Raw genomic sequence first — 15,378 nt, forward strand, 5'->3', positions numbered from 1 at the left:
GGTGTTGTCGTGCGGACTCAGGCGGTTCTCCCGGCCGCGAGGGACTCCAGCTGGAGCAGGTAGAGGGCCAGCGGCTGGAGCCGGCTGACGCGCTGCGGCGCCCCCGGGCCGCGCCCCGCGGCCAGCAGCCGTTGCAGGACCCGGTCGTGGCTGCGCCACCAGTCCCGTTCGGCGTGCAGGGTGTGGGCGAGCAGCCGGGTGAGGTACGCCAGCCGGTGTCCGACCAGGACCGGCCCGTGGCGCTGCGGAACGGCCGAGGCGAACCCCAGGCCGGAGTGTTCCGGGAACGCCTTGTGCAGCGCCTGGTCGTGGAAGGTGCCGTCGATCAGGAAGCGGTGCGGCACCGAGGAGAGATGGTCCACGAGCGCGTGATCGAGGTAGGGAGTGTGGATCACCGCGTGGTCGTCGCCCAGGGTGAAAGGGGCCAGGGCGATGGACCGCCGCGTCCGGTTCCAGAAGAAGAACGAGCCGAGCGGAAAGGCGGCGTCGGCGTGCCGGGCCAGTTCCCGCACGAGCCGGGCACGGGCCCTCTCCCGGCTCCACAGGGTGCGGGTCCGGGGGCCTAGGAGGTGCTCGACGTGCGCTCCGGTACGGCCGGCGGCCAGCAGCCGGTCCGCGAGCCCCGGCAGGTCCGTCACCTCGTACGGGTTCTTCCTGATCAGCTCGATGCTGGGGTTCTGCGTCAGTTCGCCGCCGCCGAGCCCGTCGTACCAGAGGCCGCTGTGGCGGCGCAGGAAGGCCAGCAGGGACAGGTTCCAGGCGCCGACCAAGGTGCCCATGCCCTGTGCCGGATTGGCGGCGCGCTCCGCGTGGAACTGCGAACGCGGCCGGGGGACGGTGCGGTGCGGCAGCCCGAGGCGCCCGGCGAGATGGGCGGCGACACGCGCGTCGGCACCCGGGTCGGGCGGGAACTTCGCGCCGCTGACGCACAGCCGGGGCGGGGCGCCCTGGCGGCAGAGCTCCAGCAGGATGTGCCGGGAGTCCCGGCCGCCGCTCAGCGGAAGGACGTACGGCTCGTTGGGCAGTCGGCGGGCCACGGCGGCCCGGAACAGCTCGACGAAGCCGTCGACGGCCTCCGCCCTGGTGAGGTCCGCGGGTCCGGGCACGGGTGGTGCCGCGGAATCGAGGTGGAGCCCCTCGCGGGTCCAGGTCAGTGTGGTGGCGGGGGGCAGCGCGCGGATCGCGGTGAACGCGGTGTCCTCGCCGAGGAAGAAGCCGAGCCGGATGAAGACGGCCAGTGCGTCGTGGTCGAGTTCGGCGCTCTCGCCGGGCAGCAGCAGGGCGAGCGGGTCGGGGGAGAGCGTCAGGGAGCCGGCGTGGGTGCGGTGGTACAGGGGGTGCATGCCGTACCGGTCGGTGCGGGCCAAGAGGCGTTCGCCGTCCCACTCCCAGGCGGCGAAGATCCCCTCGGGCGGCGGGCCCTCGGCCAGCGGATCCCCGCCGATGGTGTGTCCGAGCCGCGCCTCCTTGTCGCCCTCGACGCGGACCCCGTCGGATGTGGCGACGAGCCGGATGCGGGGCTTCACCGGGCGTCCAGCAGGGGCCGCACGGCGGCCCCGATCCGGCGGGCCACCGCCGCCTGGTCGAGCACGGACTCGGCGAAGCCGATCGCGGCCTTCTTGTGCGCCTCGATCGCCGACGGGCGGGCCAGCCAGTCGTCGACGGTACGGAACAGGTCCTCGGGCGCGGAATGGGCCCGGCCGAGGTCGTGGTCGTGAATGAGCCCCGGCACCCACTGCTCCATCGGCAGCCCCGACTCCAGCATCAGCACCGGGATCCCGAAGTAGGCCGCCTCCAGCGTGGTGTTGGGTCCCGCCTTAGAGACGAGCAGCCCGTACGGCGACCTGGACGCGCGGTCGATGTAGTCGAAGTACTCGGTCTGGGTGAGCCGGCTGTGGAACCGCCAGTGCGCCAGCCGCTCGGCACCGGCTGCGGCTCGGCGGGCGAGGTCGGGGTCGTCGTAGCCGACGAACACCAGATCGGTGTCCGGGTGCCTGGCGGCGATGTGGTGCACCAGCTCCAGGTACACGTCGCCGCCGCGGTTGCAGAACACGATCAGGCGGGGGCGGCCGGAGTCGGTGTCCCCGCCCCAGGGGCCGGCGGCCGGCGCGGCGGACTCGCTGGTCATGAAGTCGCGCAGGTCGTGCTGGGCGACCAGCGGTCCCACCACCCGCACCCGGTCCGGATCGCCGCCGGTCCGCGCGAGGAGGTGGTCCTTCGCCCACGCGAAACCCACCAGCGTCAGGTCGGGATGCGGGCTGCGGTGCAGCGGCAGCTGGAGGAGACCCGGATTGGTGACATGGCTGACCACCCGGGTACCGGTCCCCGCCAGCCGTACGGCGGCCACGCACAGCCGCGCCACGAAGCCCTTCGTGCCGACCACCACGTCCGGGGCGGTGGTGCGCAAGTGCTCGGTGAGCGGGGCCAGTTCGGTGATCTGCTCGGGGGTGGGGTCGGTCTCGAAACCGTCGGGGAAACGTTCCTGGAGGCGGGCCATCAGGGCCATGTAGCGCTGGGTGCGGACGGTCGCGTCCGGGCTCTCCAGGGAGATCGTGCGGATCTCGGCCCCGGCCTCGCCCAGCCAGGGCAGGATCGGTTCCGCCTCCAGCAGGGTCACCTCCGCGTCGACGGCGCCGCGCAGCACCCGGGAGAACCGGGTGGCGGCGAGGTAGTTGCCGAACTCCCCCCAGGTCCGGGGGGACAGCACCTGGATGTGTGGACGGTCAGGGCGCACGGTGGGGCTCCTCGGTGAGGTCGAGGCATGTGGGGGACGGGGTGTGCGTGGAAAGCGACTGGTACCAGAGCTGGTACGTCAGGAGCGCCCACAGCTTGCGCGAGGTGTCGCGCCGGCCGCTGAGGTGGTCGTCGGTCAGCAGTCGCACGGCACGGGCGTCGAACAGCCCGCCGCGGTCCAGCGCGGGCGCGGCGAGCGTGTCCAGCAGCAGCGCGCGCAACTCGCCGCGCAGCAGGGCGGCCAGCGGGGCGCGGAAGCCGAGCTTGGTGCGCCGCACGATGTCCGTCGGCAGCCAGTCGGCGGCGACCCGGCGCAGCAGGTACTTCCCGGTGAAGCGGCGCAGTTTCAGCGAGGTGGGCAACGCGTTGCCGTATTCGACGAGGTCCAGGTCGAGGAAGGGGGAGCGCAGTTCGAGGGCGCTGCGCATGCCGCCGCGGTCGGTCTTGGTGAGGATCACGTCGCGCAGGAAGTGGGCGACGACGGCGAGCTGGCTGCGCTGCACGCCCGTCAGGCCCGGCTGGTCGTCCAGGAGCCGGGAGATCTCGGCGAAGGGATCGTGCCCGGCCAGGGCGTCGCGGGCGTCCGGGCGCAGCAGGCCGGGCAGTTCGGCCGGGCCGAAGGGGGCCGATGACAGGTAGAAGCGGTGCTCGGGCGCCGCGCGCAGCCCGCGCGCCAGCAGGCCGAGGGCCGCGGCGGCGGGCAGATTGCCGGAACGCGCGGGCAGCCTGCGCACCAGGGTCCGCACCAGGGCTTCCAGCCGGGGGGCGGGCATCAGCCGCAGCAGCAGCTCGATCGCCCGCTCGGCCTGGAAGTACCGGTAACCGAGCAGCAGTTCGTCGGCGCCGTCCCCCGTGAGCACCCCGCGGACGTGCCGCCGGGCCATCCGGCAGACGATGCGGGTGGGCAGCAGGGAGGGGTCGGCGAGGGGTTCGTCGGCCCGGGTGTACTCCGACTCCACCACGTCGGCGAGGTCGCGTCCGCCGATACGGACGACATGGTGCTCGGTGCCGAGATGCCGGGCGACCGAGCGGGCGTGTGCGCTCTCGTCGAAGTCGTGCTGCTCGAACCCCGCGCTGAACGTCAACACGGGCCGCTGCGGGGATAGTTGTTGGGCGACGGCGGCCACCGCGCTGGAGTCGAGGCCCCCGCTCAGCAGCACGCCGAGCCGGTGTTCCGTGCTGCTGACCCGGCGGGAGACCGCGGCCCGGAACAGTTCCTCGAAGCGTGCGGCGGCCTCCCGTCCGCTCGGCGTCCGCGCGGCCGTCGCCAGCCGGGGCCGCCAGAACTCCACCTCGCGCAGCCGGCCGCCGGAGTACTCCAGGTAGCTGCCGGGGCGGACCTTGTGCACCCCGGTCACGGCCGAGCCGGGCGCGCAGAACGCCTGGAGCGTCAGATAGCCGGCGAGGGCCCGGACGTCCGGGGTGCGCGGGGCGTCGGGGTGGCGCAGCAGCGCGGTGAGTTCGGAGGCGAAGGCGATCCCGTCGGGGACACGCGTGTAGTAGAGCGGCTTCTTGCCCATCGGATCGCGGACCAGCACGGTCGTCGCGGTGCGCGCGTCGTGCAGCACGAAGGCGTACATGCCGCGCACCCGCTCCAGCGCCTTCATGCCGTGCCGCTCGTACAGCTCCACCAGCACCTCGGTGTCGCCGGCCGTGCGCAACCGGGCCCCCGCGGCGCGCAGTTCGCGGCGCAGCTCCTCGTGGTTGTAGATCTCCCCGTTGAGGACGAGGGCGGTGGCACCGCTCGCGGAGACGAACGGCTGCCGGCCCCGGTCGGGGTCGACGAAGGTCAGGGCACAGTGCGCGAAGGTCACGCCGTGGTGATGGCACCAGTTGCTGCCGTCGGGGCCGCGGTGCGCCACTGCGGCCAGCATCCGTTCGGCCGTGCCGCGGGCGGCCTCCTGGCCACCGCCGATGTCGCTGAATCCCACGAAGCCGCACACCGGTTACGACCGGTGGGTGGGCGCCATCCGGGCCGATGAGGCCGTCTTGTGCGGTGGGGCCTCGGCGAGCGACTGCCTGGCCCACTCGATCTGCGTGGCCAGCCCGGCGCGCAGATCCGTCCGCGTGGTGAAGCCGAGGTGGTGCCGCGCCCGACCGACGTCGGCCGTCGTGGAGCGAACGTCGCCGATGCGCGCCGGACCGTACCGCGCGTCGGGCGTCCTGCCGGTCAACTCGCCGGTCAGGGCCAGGACTTCGTTCATCGACACGGCGCTTCCCGTACCGATGTTGAGGACACTGCTGCCCTTCTCCTCGGTCGTGGCGGCGAGCATCAGCGCGCGCACGATGTCCGACACGTGGACGAAGTCGCGGATCTGGGTGCCGTCGCCGTAGACGTCGATCGGCTTGTTCTCCAGGGTGGCGCGGATGACCCGGCCGATGAACATGTCCGGGCGCTGACCGGGGCCGTAGACGGTGAAGAACCGCAGCGCGCTCACCGACAGGGCGGCGTCGCGGCGGGCCGCGAAGGCGAGGGCGAGCCGTTCCGCCGCGAGTTTGGTGACTCCGTAGGGGGACAGGGGACGGGGGAGGTCGTCCTCGTTCATCGTGCCCTCCGCGCCGCCGTACACGCTCGACGACGACGCCATGACCACGCGGGGAACCCCGGCACGGACACAGGCATCCATGAGGCGTTGGGTGGCCAGTACGTTGCAGTGGAGATACTCCGGGAATTGTGTCCAGGACGGGCGCACACCCGGCAACGCGGCTAAGTGGAAGACCGCGGCCGCGTTTTCCAGACAGGCCGACAGATCAGTGGAGACGAGGTCGGCGCGGATCGAGTGGAGGGATCCCAGCTCGTCGGACGGCGGGATTTCACCGGTGGCCCAACTCGATTTCCGGTCGATTCCCACCACGTTTGTGCCGCCGCGCCGCAACGCCTCGACGAGATGGGAGCCGATGAAACCCGCGGCACCGGTGACCACCGCTTTTCCCGCGGTTACGGCCACGTCGTGCGCGTCACCCGACATTGCGAATCCCCCTTGGTTCCGTTGGCATCCGGTGGTTCAAGGCGGTGCTCCGTGCTGGCGCCGTCTCCGGGCGTCGGTACTGCGGGTACGAGAACTCGGCCGACTCGGACGTACATGAGCGCCGGCGAAATGTGGCCGAGAAGGGATAGTACGCAGCAACGGCGTGCAAGGCGAATGGCCCAGAAGACCCGTGGAGTCTAACAGCGCGATGAATCGGCAGCAACGGGTGTTCCGGACCGGGTTGATGTGGCACCAAGCGGTGGGCCATGTTCCGCATAGGGGCGGCCCATTCCCGGACTCGGCACGGCACCTCCATATGACGAGTTCACCGGTGCACGCGTCATTCCCAACGACCCGGAACCGACTTTATGCTGAGGCCTTCCGCCGCCCGGCGCCCGGGGAGGAACGCGTTGGCAGGCAGCCCGTTACGGCAGCTCTCCGTACTGTTCCGCTATCTGCGCGGCGAACGGCCGTCCGTCCTCCTCCTCGCGGTGCTTGTCCCGCTGGGCATCGGGCTCCAGCTGGTCGCGCCCCAGATGCTGCGCCGGTTCATCGACCACACGCTCTCCCGCAGCCCCTCCGACCTGCTTCTCGCGGTCGCCGCCTGGTACCTGGCCGCGGCCCTCGGGCTGCTCGTGGTGACCATCGGCTGCGACGCCGTGGCCGCGCGGCTCGCCTGGCGCACCACCAACCGGCTGCGTGCCGACCTGGTGGCCCACTGTCTGCGCCGGCCCTCCCGCTTCTACCAGCGGCACCCGCCCGGCGAACTCGTCGACCGCGTCGACGGCGACGTCACCAGACTCGCCGCGGTGATGTCCGCGCTGGTCCTGGAAGTCCTCGCCCAGATGCTGCTGGTCATCGGAATCCTCGGCGCCCTCTTCCTGCTCGACTGGCGACTGGCCCTGGTCTTCGCACCGTTCGCCGCGGGAACCCTCCTGCTGCTGCGCGGACTCGTGGGCAAGGCCATGCCCTTCGTCGCCGCCCGGCGGACCTCGTCCGCGGAACTCCTGGGCTTCCTGGAGGAACGCCTCGCCGGCGCCGAGGACCTGCGAACCAACGGAGCCTCAGCCCACACCCTGAGCGCCCTGGAGACCCGGCAGGCCGACCTGTACCGGCGGGCGCGCCGCGCGGCGCGGGTCTCCGTGCGCTGGCCCGCCACGGTCCAGGGCCTGTCCACCGTCAGCGTGGTCCTCGCCCTGGCCGTCAGCGTGTGGCTGCACGGCCGCGGACAGCTCTCCACCGGCACGGCCTTCGCCTGCCTGTCGTACGCCATGCTGCTGCGCCGCCCGCTGCTGGCCGTCACCACCCGCTTCCACGAGCTGGAGGAGGCCGCGGTCAGTGTGCAGCGCCTGCAGGAACTGCTGCGCCAGGACGACGACGTCGTGCGCACCGGCACCCGCCACCTGCCCGCGGGCCCCCTCGGCGCGCGACTCGACCGGGTGTCCTTCTGGTACGACCCCGGTGAACCGGTACTGCGTGATGTCTCCTTCCAACTGCGGGCCGGGGAACGGCTCGGCATCGTCGGCCGCACCGGAAGCGGCAAGTCGACCGTCGTACGGCTGCTGTTCGGACTGCACCACCCGGTGAGCGGCGCTGTCAGCGTCGGCGGACAGGACGTGGCCGGACTCGACACCCGGTCGCTGCGCGGCCGGGTCGCCCTGGTCACCCAGGAGGTGCAGGTCTTCCACGCCACGCTCCGCGACAACCTCACCTTCTTCGACCACTCCATCGACGACCCGCGGGTGTGCGCCGCGCTGGACGAGGCCGGGCTCACCACATGGTGGCGCGAGCTGCCCCACGGTCTGGACACCGTGCTGGGCGCGGGAGCGCGAGGGATGTCCGCGGGACAGGAGCAACTCCTCGCGCTGGCCCGGGTGTTCCTGCGGGATCCGGCCGTGGTCCTGATGGACGAGCCGACAGCCCGGCTGGACCCGCACACCGAGCGGCTGCTCCTGCCCGCGATGGAGCGGCTGCTCGAGGGGCGGACCGCCGTCGTCGTACAGCATCGGCCGCACGCGCTGCGCAACGTGGACCGCATCCTCGTCCTCGACGCGGGGACGGTGGTCGAGCACGGGGAGCAGACGGTGCTCGCGGCAGACCCGACCTCGCGCTTCCACGAACTGCTGCGCGCCGGCTGACGGGGCGGGAGGGTGGCCGACATCGACGTACGGGGCACGTTCCGACGGCTCGGGGCCGTGCTGCGCGGGTCGGCGGGAGCCTACTGGAGCCTGACCGGGCTGTGGGTGCTGCTGCGGGCCGGGACCCTGGCGGTGGGGCTGCTCTTCCAGCGGCTGTTCGACGAGATCGGCGCCGACGGCGCGGTCTGGCTGCTCATCGCCTGGGTGGCCGCGATCGAGGGGGCACGGCTGTGCCTGCAGTTCGGCGTGATGATCAACCGGCTGGAGCCGCGGGTCCAGTACGGCACGACGGCCCGGCTCAGGAGGGAACTGCTGGGCTCCGCCCTGCGCGGACGGGGAGCCGCGGCACGTACCACCCCGGGGGAGTCGCTGCGGGTGGTCGGCGAGGACGTCGACGAGACGGGCTTCTTCGTGGCCTGGGCGCCCACCAACCTCGCGCACTGGCTGTTCGTCGTCGCCTCCGTCACCGTCATGATGCGGATCGACGCGGTGGTCACCGGCGCACTGCTGGCGCTACTGGTCCTGATCACGGTGGTCACGGCGGCCGTCCACGGCCGCTTCCTCCGCTATCGCCGCGCCACCCGTACCGCGTCGGCCGAGGTCGCGGGCGCCCTTCGGGAGGCGGTCGGGGCCGTGAAGGCGGTGCAGGCTGCGGCGGCAGAGGACCATGTGGCCGCGCACATCGGCCGGTTGAACGCCGCCCGGGCGAAGGCGGCGGTGCGCGAGGAACTGTTCGCGGGCGTGCAGCGGACCGTCATCGGCAACGCGGCCCCCCTCGGCATCGGTGTCGTTCTGCTGCTGACGGCGGGCCGGGCACACAGCGGGACGTTCAGCGTCGGAGACCTGGCGCTGTTCACCTTCTATCTGCAGATCCTCGCCGAGGCGCTGGCCTCGATCGGGATCCTCTCGGTACGACTGCAGCGGGTCTCGGTGGCCCTCGCCCGGATCACGGACTTCCTCGGAAAACGGCCCGGCACACCGACTGAGGAACCCGCGCCCGAGCCCGAACGGGCTCCCGAGCTACGGGAGTTGACCGTCCGCGGGCTGACCGCACGGCACCCCGGCTCGGAGCGCGGTATCGAGAACGTCGACCTGACCGTCGTACGCCACCGCGTCACCGTGGTCACCGGCGGCGTCGGCTCGGGCAAGTCGACACTGATACGGGCGGTCCTGGGACTGCTGCCGCACGAGCGGGGCGCTGTGCTGTGGAACGGGGAACCGATCGCCGACCCCGCGGCCTTCCTGGTGCCCCCGCGCTGCGGCTACACGCCCCAGGACCCGCGCCTGTTCAGCGGCTCGCTGCGGGACAACGTCCTGCTGGGACTGGGTGACGACGGTGACGGTGACGGTGACGGTGACGGTGACGGTGACGGTGACGGTGATGGTGATGGTGGTGGTGGCGGAAGGATCTTCGAGGATGTCGCGTACGCCGCGGTTCTCGCCCCCGACGTGGCGGCCATGCAGGACGGCGCCGACACCGTCGTCGGTCCGCGGGGCCTCAGGCTGTCCGGCGGTCAGCTCCAGCGGACGGCGATCGCCCGGATGCTGGCCCGACGCCCCGAACTCCTGGTCCTGGACGACGTCTCCAGCGCCCTGGACCCCGCGACCGAGCAACTCCTGTGGAGCCGGCTGCTGGACGGCTCCGTCACCGTCCTCGCGGTGTCGCACCGGCCCGCGCTGCTGCGTGCGGCGGCCCGGGTGGTGGTGCTGAAGGACGGGCGCGTGGACGCGGTGGGGACATGGGAGGAGGTACTGGCGCAGTCCGCCGAGATGCGCCAGATCCAGGCGAACCCGGAGTAGGGACGGCGTGACTCGGCACTCAGCCGCGCGACGCGCCGAACTCGGTCCAGATCCCGTGCAGCGCCTCGACGAACCGGCGGACATCGGCGGCCTCGTGCACGGCGGAGGGCGCGACCCGGAGGATCTCCTCGCCCGTCGGCACACTCGGCGCGTTGATGGCCTGCACATAGACACCGTGCCGCTCCAGCAGCAGCGCCGACATCGTCTTGCAGAGGCGGTCCTCGCCCACGAGGACCGACACGATGTGGGTCTGATCGGACAGGACGGGGATACCCCTGTCCCGCAACAGCCCGTGCATCAGAGCGGCGTTGGCCGCGAGCCGCTCACGCTCCTGCTGGGAGCCGCGCAGATGCCGTACGGCGGCGAGCGCGCCGGCCGCCACCGCGGGCGGCAGTGCCGTGGTGAAGATGAACGAACGGGCGAAGGCCCGGACCGCGTCCATCAGGACGGCGGGGCCGGCGACATAGCCGCCGGTCATCCCGAAGCCCTTGGCCAGCGTCCCCATGACGACGGTGAACGCGGGGGCGAGGCCCTCCAGCGCCGCGATGCCGGCGCCCTCGGGGCCGTACATGCCGACGGCGTGCACCTCGTCCAGGAACGTCACCGCCCCGTACCGCTTGGCGATGTCGGCGATCTCCGCGAGTGGCGCGATGTCGCCGCGCATCGAGTGCACGGACTCCGTCACGACGATTTTGGGCCGCTGTGGATCCACCCCCGACAGCAGTTCCTCGAGATGCGCGCAGTCGTTGTGCCGGTAGATGAACTTCTGGGCTCCGCTGTGCCGCAAACCGTCGATGATGGACGCGTGGTTCAACTGGTCGGAGAACACGGCACAGTCGTCGATGCGGCCGGCGAGGACGGAGAGCGCCCCCTCGTTCGCGGAATACCCGGAGTTGAACAGCACCGCGTCCTCCTTTCCGTGCAGCGCGGCCAGTTCTGCCTCCAATGCGACGTGGTAGCGGTTCGTCCCGCCTATGTTGCGCGAACCTCCGGAGCCGGCACCGCATTCGTCGACGGCGCGCTTCATCCCCGCCAGAACGTCCGGGTGCTGGCCCATACCTAAGTAATCGTTGCTGCACCAGATCGAGATCTCGCCATGGTCTGCCGTATCGGCGGCCGGGAAGCGGCCCGCGATGCGGCCGAGCTCCAGAAACTCCCTTTTCCGCTCGGATGTCTCCTGCCCAAGGCGTGCGAAGAAATCCATGTACTCGGACATGTCTCATGCTCGCTCTCTGTCGCTTTCCCTCCGGCGCGCCTCATCGTAGGATGCGCTGCGGTCCCTGCACAGTGCGCGTTCGCACGAAAGCGGAGTATCGATGACCGAATGTGAAATCTCCTTCCCGTATTTTCACAAGGCCTTTTCCGGCCGCGCCGGAATGCGCGGACCGAGCCTATGAGGGGCGGCGCCACGCTCACGGCGGCGGATGTGCTCGCGGACTCCGCGAGGCGCTGCCCCGACCGCACGGCGCTGGTGGCCGGCCACCAGCGCATCTCGTACGGCGACCTCTGGCTGGCCGCCCGCCGGTACGCGGCGGCGCTGCGCGACCGAGGCATCGGCCCCGGCGACCGGGTCGCACTGCTGCTGCCCAACACGCCGACCTTCCCGGCGGCGTACTTCGGTGTCCTCGCGCTCGGCGCCACCGTCGTACCGGTGAACGCGTTACTGAAGGCGGACGAGATCGTGTACATCCTCCGGCACTCGGGGGCCCGGGCCGTGCTGTGCGCGGGGTCGCTCCTCGGAGAAGGGGAGCGGGCGGCGAAGCGCGCGGAGGTGCCGCTGCTGACGGTGGACGCGGACGACGACGGAAGCCGCACGGCGCTGGACAAGCTCGCCGCCCGGGCCGCGCCGGTCGACGCCCCGGTGCCCCGCGCGCCGGACGACATCGCGCTGATCCTCTACACCTCGGGCACCACGGGCCGCCCCAAAGGCGTCATGCTCAGCCACCTCAATGTGGTCCTGAACATCGACACGACGATGCTCTCGCCCTTCGCCATGCACACCGACGACATCCTCCTGGGCTGTCTGCCCCTGTTCCACACCTTCGGCCAGGTCTGCGGCATGGGGACGTGCTTCCGTGCCGGCGCGACCCTCGTCCTGATGTCCCGCTTCACACCGGACGAGGCGCTCGACCTGATGGTGCGCGAGGGCTGCACGGTCGTCATGGGTGTGCCGACGATGTACATCACGCTGCTGGAGGCCGCGGCCGGTGACGCCCGCCGACCGCCGCTCGCCCGCGCGTACTCCGGGGGCTCGGCGCTGCCGGTCCGGGTGCTCCAGGACTTCGAGACGACCTTCGGCTGCCCCGTCTACGAGGGCTACGGCCTGACCGAGACCTCCCCCTGCGTCGCCTACAACCAGAGGGCCTGGCCCCGGCGGCCGGGCACCGTGGGCAAGCCGATCCGGGGCGTGGAGGCGGAGATTGCCCACGCCGGCACCGAGAACAGGATCGTGCTGCTTCCGCCGGGCGAGGTCGGCGAGATCGTGATCCGCGGCCACAACGTCATGACCGGCTACCTCGACGACCCCGCGGCCACCGCGGCCGCGCTCGTGGACGGCTGGTTCCGCTCGGGCGACCTCGGAGTGAAGGACGCCGAGGGCTATCTGACGATCGTCGACCGCAAGAACGACATGATCGTGCGCGGCGGTTACAACGTGTACCCGCGCGAGGTCGAGGAGATCCTGTCCCGCCACCCGTCCGTCGCCCAGGCCGCGGTGATCGGCGTCCCGGACGCCCGCTACGGCCAGGAGATACACGCGGTGATCGTCCCCCGCCCCGGCACCGCGACGGACACGTCCCTCGCGGAGGACATCATCGCCTGGAGCCGTCGGCGCATCGCCTCCTACAAGTGCCCGCGCCGCGTGGAGTTCACGGCCGCCCTCCCCTTGGGCCCGAGCGGGAAGGTCCTCAAACGGGAACTGGTCGCTGTGCTCGGAGTGGGGGCGGGAGAAGGGGTGGGGATGGGCGAAGGACTGGGGGCGGGAGAAGGAGTGGGGGCGGGTGAAGAATCCTGAGGGTGCGGTGGAATGGCCGCCCTGCGCTATTCCGCGAGGGACGGGGGTGAAGCGGGTGATGGGTGTTGGGGCAGGCCGCCCGATCGTCGTCCTGGCAAGATGGCGGCATGGAACGTGTACTTGGAATCGGTGGGTACTTCATGCGGGCGGCCGACCCGGTGGCCCTGAGCGCGTGGTATCGCGATTGCCTGGGTCTGGACGCCGATGACAACGGACTGTGGCATCAAGGAGCCGGGCCGACGGTGTTCGCGACGTTCGAGTCCGAGACCGACTACTTCGGGTCCCGCGCCCAGCAAACGATGCTCAACTTCCGGGTCCGCGACCTGGATGCGATGCTCGCGCAATTGCGCGCCAAGGGAGCGGACGTGGCCGAAGAAGCGCAGGACATGGAGGGCGTCGGTCGATTCGGCTGGGTCACCGACCCTGAGGGCAATCGGGTCGAGCTGTGGCAGCCCGCCTGACCGCGTCTTCACGCAGGGCTGGGTGGGTGGCCAGGTGAGGGCGTCGGCGCCGGTGGCCACGCTGATGGGCAGGAAGTCCACGTTCGCCTCCAACAAGACTCTCGCGCGTGCCGCCGTCCGGATGATGAGGTGGCACCGTGACCAACCACGATGAGGCGGCGGCTGTCCGACCGTTGACCCTGGCTTGGGAGAGTAGGCACCTGGAGGTCGGCGAACGGATCGTCAGAGCCGAGGCGCTGCACGGCGGCATCACTGCCGAAATGCGGAGGCTGACCATCGGCACGCGGGACGGAGGCACTCGTGATCTGGTGCTGCGGACCTTCGTCAACGTGGAGCACGCCGAGGACTGGCTGAACAGGGAGGCCGGCGCCCTGACCCTGCTCCCGGGGACCGGCGTGCCGGCTCCTGGACTGGTCGCGGTTGATCCGACCGCCGCGCATTGCGAGTATCCGTCGCTCCTCATGACACATCTGGTGGGCCGGACGGTCCTCGACGATGAGGGATTGGAGACGCGGGTCCCTCTGCTGGCCCGTCAACTCGTGGCGATCCACGCACTGCGACCCGTCGAGCGGCCCCGTGAGTATGTGGCGTTGACGACCGCCGACACCGTCGTGACTCCGAAGGGCGCCGACGCGGCGGTATGGGCCGCGGCGATCGACGTGATCCGCAAGCCCGCGCCGCCCTATGAAGGGCGATTCCTGCACCGGGACTTCCACCCCGGCAATGTGCTGTTCGACGTGCCGCCCTCAAGGCCGGCAGGTGCCCGGATCACCGGCGTCGTCGACTGGGCGGCGACCTCCTGGGGCCCGACGGATCTCGACGTGGCGCACTGCTCCACCAATCTCGCGCTCCTGCACGGCCCGGCGTGGGGTGTGCGGTTCGCCGAGGCGTATGAGGAGGCCGGCGGGGTGCTGGCCGCGACCGCGAACGAGCGGCTGTACTGGCGGGTGCGCGACGGGCTGGCGTTCTCAGAGGAAGTGCGGTTGGTGTCTCAGCCATGGCGGGAGGCAGGGAGGACAGAACTGACGACGCGAGCCGTGGAGGAGCGGCTGGATGCCTATGTCACCGCCCTGATGGACACGCTGGGCTGAGCCAAGGCGGTCCGGGGCGCGGCAATTTCGGCCATCCCCATCACCCTGGTCCGCCGACGGCGGGTGATCGAGCGCAAGATCTTCTTCGCAAGTGTAACCACCCCCACGTGACAGGTAGTCAGTCGATCACCCTAAGCTGAGCTCACCATCAAGTTGATCGGAGCACGACATGCATCGCCTTGCCGCCGTCCTCGTGGCGGTCAGCGCCCTCGCTCTCGCCGGGTGTGCGCAGAACTTTGACCAGGGTCCTGACGGGAAGGTCATCGACAAGGTCAAGGACCGGAAGAAGTTCTACCTGATCGTCGATCCGACCACGGCAGGCAAAGAGAAGAAGTTCCGGGTCAGCAAGTACGACTACCACGACTGCAACCGGGGCTCGAAGTACCCCAAGTGCGTCGATGACTAGCCTCGTGCGAGCTGCCTCGAAACCGTCATACGGCGTCGGCTTCCAGCCCGCCTGGTAGCTCGTCCATCCGCACCAACGGGTGCTGTTCAGTTGCGAATCGATCTGCGCGGTGGGACGTCTCCGCTCAATGGGCCTGGTTCTGGGCGGTGTCGTTGTCCTGGCCGGCTTCCGTAGGCGCGCACGTCGTGGCGGGCCCACAGTTGGCGGAGAGCTCAGCAAGTACCGACAGCATCCCGAACATCGCCCGCCCTTCCATGGTGGCAGTGTCGATGCCCGGCTCGATGACGTGCAGTCCGATGCCGCGCTCGCGCCTTCGTCGAGGCAGCCTCGGCGGTCGCCCACCCGCCTTCGACCGTGAGGCGTACAAGCAACGCAATACGGTCGAGCGGTGCATCAACCGGCTGAAGCAGTGGCGCGGCATCGCCACCCGTTACGAGAAGACCGACACGGTCTACCGCGCCGGCCTCCTCATCGCGGGCATCTTCCTCTGGTCTGCCCGCTGAACGAACAAGCAGATCACAAGCGCATCGTCGCAGGGAACGGTCCAGCCAGTGCCGGCGGGCCCGGAGATCGAACCCCCGCGAACTCGATGGGGCCGAGGTAGCCGAGGCGCCCCGTTCTCCACAGCACGGCGTCTTTCCCGCATTTGCCGTAGCAGCAAACAGCTTTGCTTATGGTCTCGGGGCAGGCGCACCATCCAAAGCCTCGGCACGGCCGGTCGGACCACGACGGTCGGGTGTGCGCGGAGACGCGCCGCATGGCGGCAT

The 15,378-nt window shown here is 70.8% G+C and carries 11 protein-coding genes and 1 pseudogene; 7 read left to right on the plus strand and 5 right to left on the minus strand.

Annotated features, from left to right (window positions below; translation table 11 throughout):
- Positions 1-17: 17 nt before the first annotated feature.
- From AB0H86_RS25885 to AB0H86_RS25900, 4 genes are read right to left on the minus strand one after another with little or no spacing between them, the layout of a single operon-like run.
- Positions 18-1,526, minus strand: coding sequence for an asparagine synthetase B family protein (locus AB0H86_RS25885; protein WP_362443308.1), 1,509 nt, complete (start codon positions 1,524-1,526; stop codon positions 18-20).
- Positions 1,523-2,734 carry a Moenomycin biosynthesis protein MoeGT1 gene (locus AB0H86_RS25890; protein WP_362443311.1) on the minus strand — a complete coding sequence of 404 codons (1,212 nt, stop codon included), beginning with the start codon at positions 2,732-2,734 and terminating at the stop codon, positions 1,523-1,525. Before AB0H86_RS25890 ends, AB0H86_RS25885 begins: the two co-directional genes overlap by 4 nt.
- Positions 2,724-4,664 carry an asparagine synthase (glutamine-hydrolyzing) gene (gene asnB, locus AB0H86_RS25895; protein ID WP_362443314.1) on the minus strand — a complete coding sequence of 647 codons (1,941 nt, stop codon included), beginning with the start codon at positions 4,662-4,664 and terminating at the stop codon, positions 2,724-2,726. The genes AB0H86_RS25890 and asnB overlap by 11 nt, the downstream gene beginning before the upstream one ends.
- A gap of 15 nt (positions 4,665-4,679) precedes the next feature.
- Positions 4,680-5,702, minus strand: coding sequence for an NAD-dependent epimerase/dehydratase family protein (locus tag AB0H86_RS25900; RefSeq protein WP_362443317.1), 1,023 nt, complete (start codon positions 5,700-5,702; stop codon positions 4,680-4,682).
- Between the two features lie 410 nt (positions 5,703-6,112).
- Between AB0H86_RS25900 and AB0H86_RS25905 the strand changes: the two genes are divergently transcribed.
- Together AB0H86_RS25905 and AB0H86_RS25910 are read left to right on the plus strand one after the other, a co-directional pair.
- Entirely contained in the window at positions 6,113-7,840 is a 1,728-nt protein-coding gene (locus tag AB0H86_RS25905) for an ABC transporter ATP-binding protein (RefSeq protein ID WP_362443320.1), read from the plus strand.
- A 12-nt stretch (positions 7,841-7,852) separates the two neighbouring features.
- A complete protein-coding gene (locus AB0H86_RS25910) occupies positions 7,853-9,640 on the plus strand; it encodes an ABC transporter ATP-binding protein (RefSeq protein ID WP_362443322.1) in 1,788 nt (595 codons plus the stop codon).
- A 19-nt stretch (positions 9,641-9,659) separates the two neighbouring features.
- Here the strand turns inward: AB0H86_RS25910 and hemA are convergent, their stop codons facing one another.
- Positions 9,660-10,856, minus strand: coding sequence for a 5-aminolevulinate synthase (hemA, locus tag AB0H86_RS25915; RefSeq protein WP_362443325.1), 1,197 nt, complete (start codon positions 10,854-10,856; stop codon positions 9,660-9,662).
- Positions 10,857-11,033: 177 nt separating this feature from the next.
- On the opposite strand from hemA, the gene AB0H86_RS25920 reads away from it, so the two are divergent.
- The 5 genes and pseudogenes from AB0H86_RS25920 to AB0H86_RS25940 all read left to right on the plus strand — a co-directional run.
- Entirely contained in the window at positions 11,034-12,653 is a 1,620-nt protein-coding gene (locus tag AB0H86_RS25920) for a long-chain fatty acid--CoA ligase (RefSeq protein WP_362443328.1), read from the plus strand.
- Between the two features lie 107 nt (positions 12,654-12,760).
- Entirely contained in the window at positions 12,761-13,114 is a 354-nt protein-coding gene (locus AB0H86_RS25925; RefSeq protein ID WP_362443331.1) for a VOC family protein, read from the plus strand.
- Positions 13,115-13,251: 137 nt separating this feature from the next.
- On the plus strand, positions 13,252-14,205 hold the full coding sequence (locus AB0H86_RS25930) for an aminoglycoside phosphotransferase family protein (protein ID WP_362443334.1): 954 nt from the start codon (positions 13,252-13,254) through the stop codon (positions 14,203-14,205).
- Between the two features lie 169 nt (positions 14,206-14,374).
- Positions 14,375-14,611, plus strand: a complete 237-nt coding sequence (locus AB0H86_RS25935; protein WP_362443337.1) for a hypothetical protein — start codon at positions 14,375-14,377, stop codon at positions 14,609-14,611.
- A 317-nt stretch (positions 14,612-14,928) separates the two neighbouring features.
- A pseudogene (locus tag AB0H86_RS25940) lies at positions 14,929-15,114 on the plus strand (transposase); the annotation flags it as partial.
- Positions 15,115-15,378 lie beyond the last annotated feature (264 nt).

Origin of the sequence: Streptomyces sp. NPDC050997 (assembly GCF_040660135.1) — a bacterium.
Classification (GTDB): Bacteria; Actinomycetota; Actinomycetes; order Streptomycetales; family Streptomycetaceae; genus Streptomyces.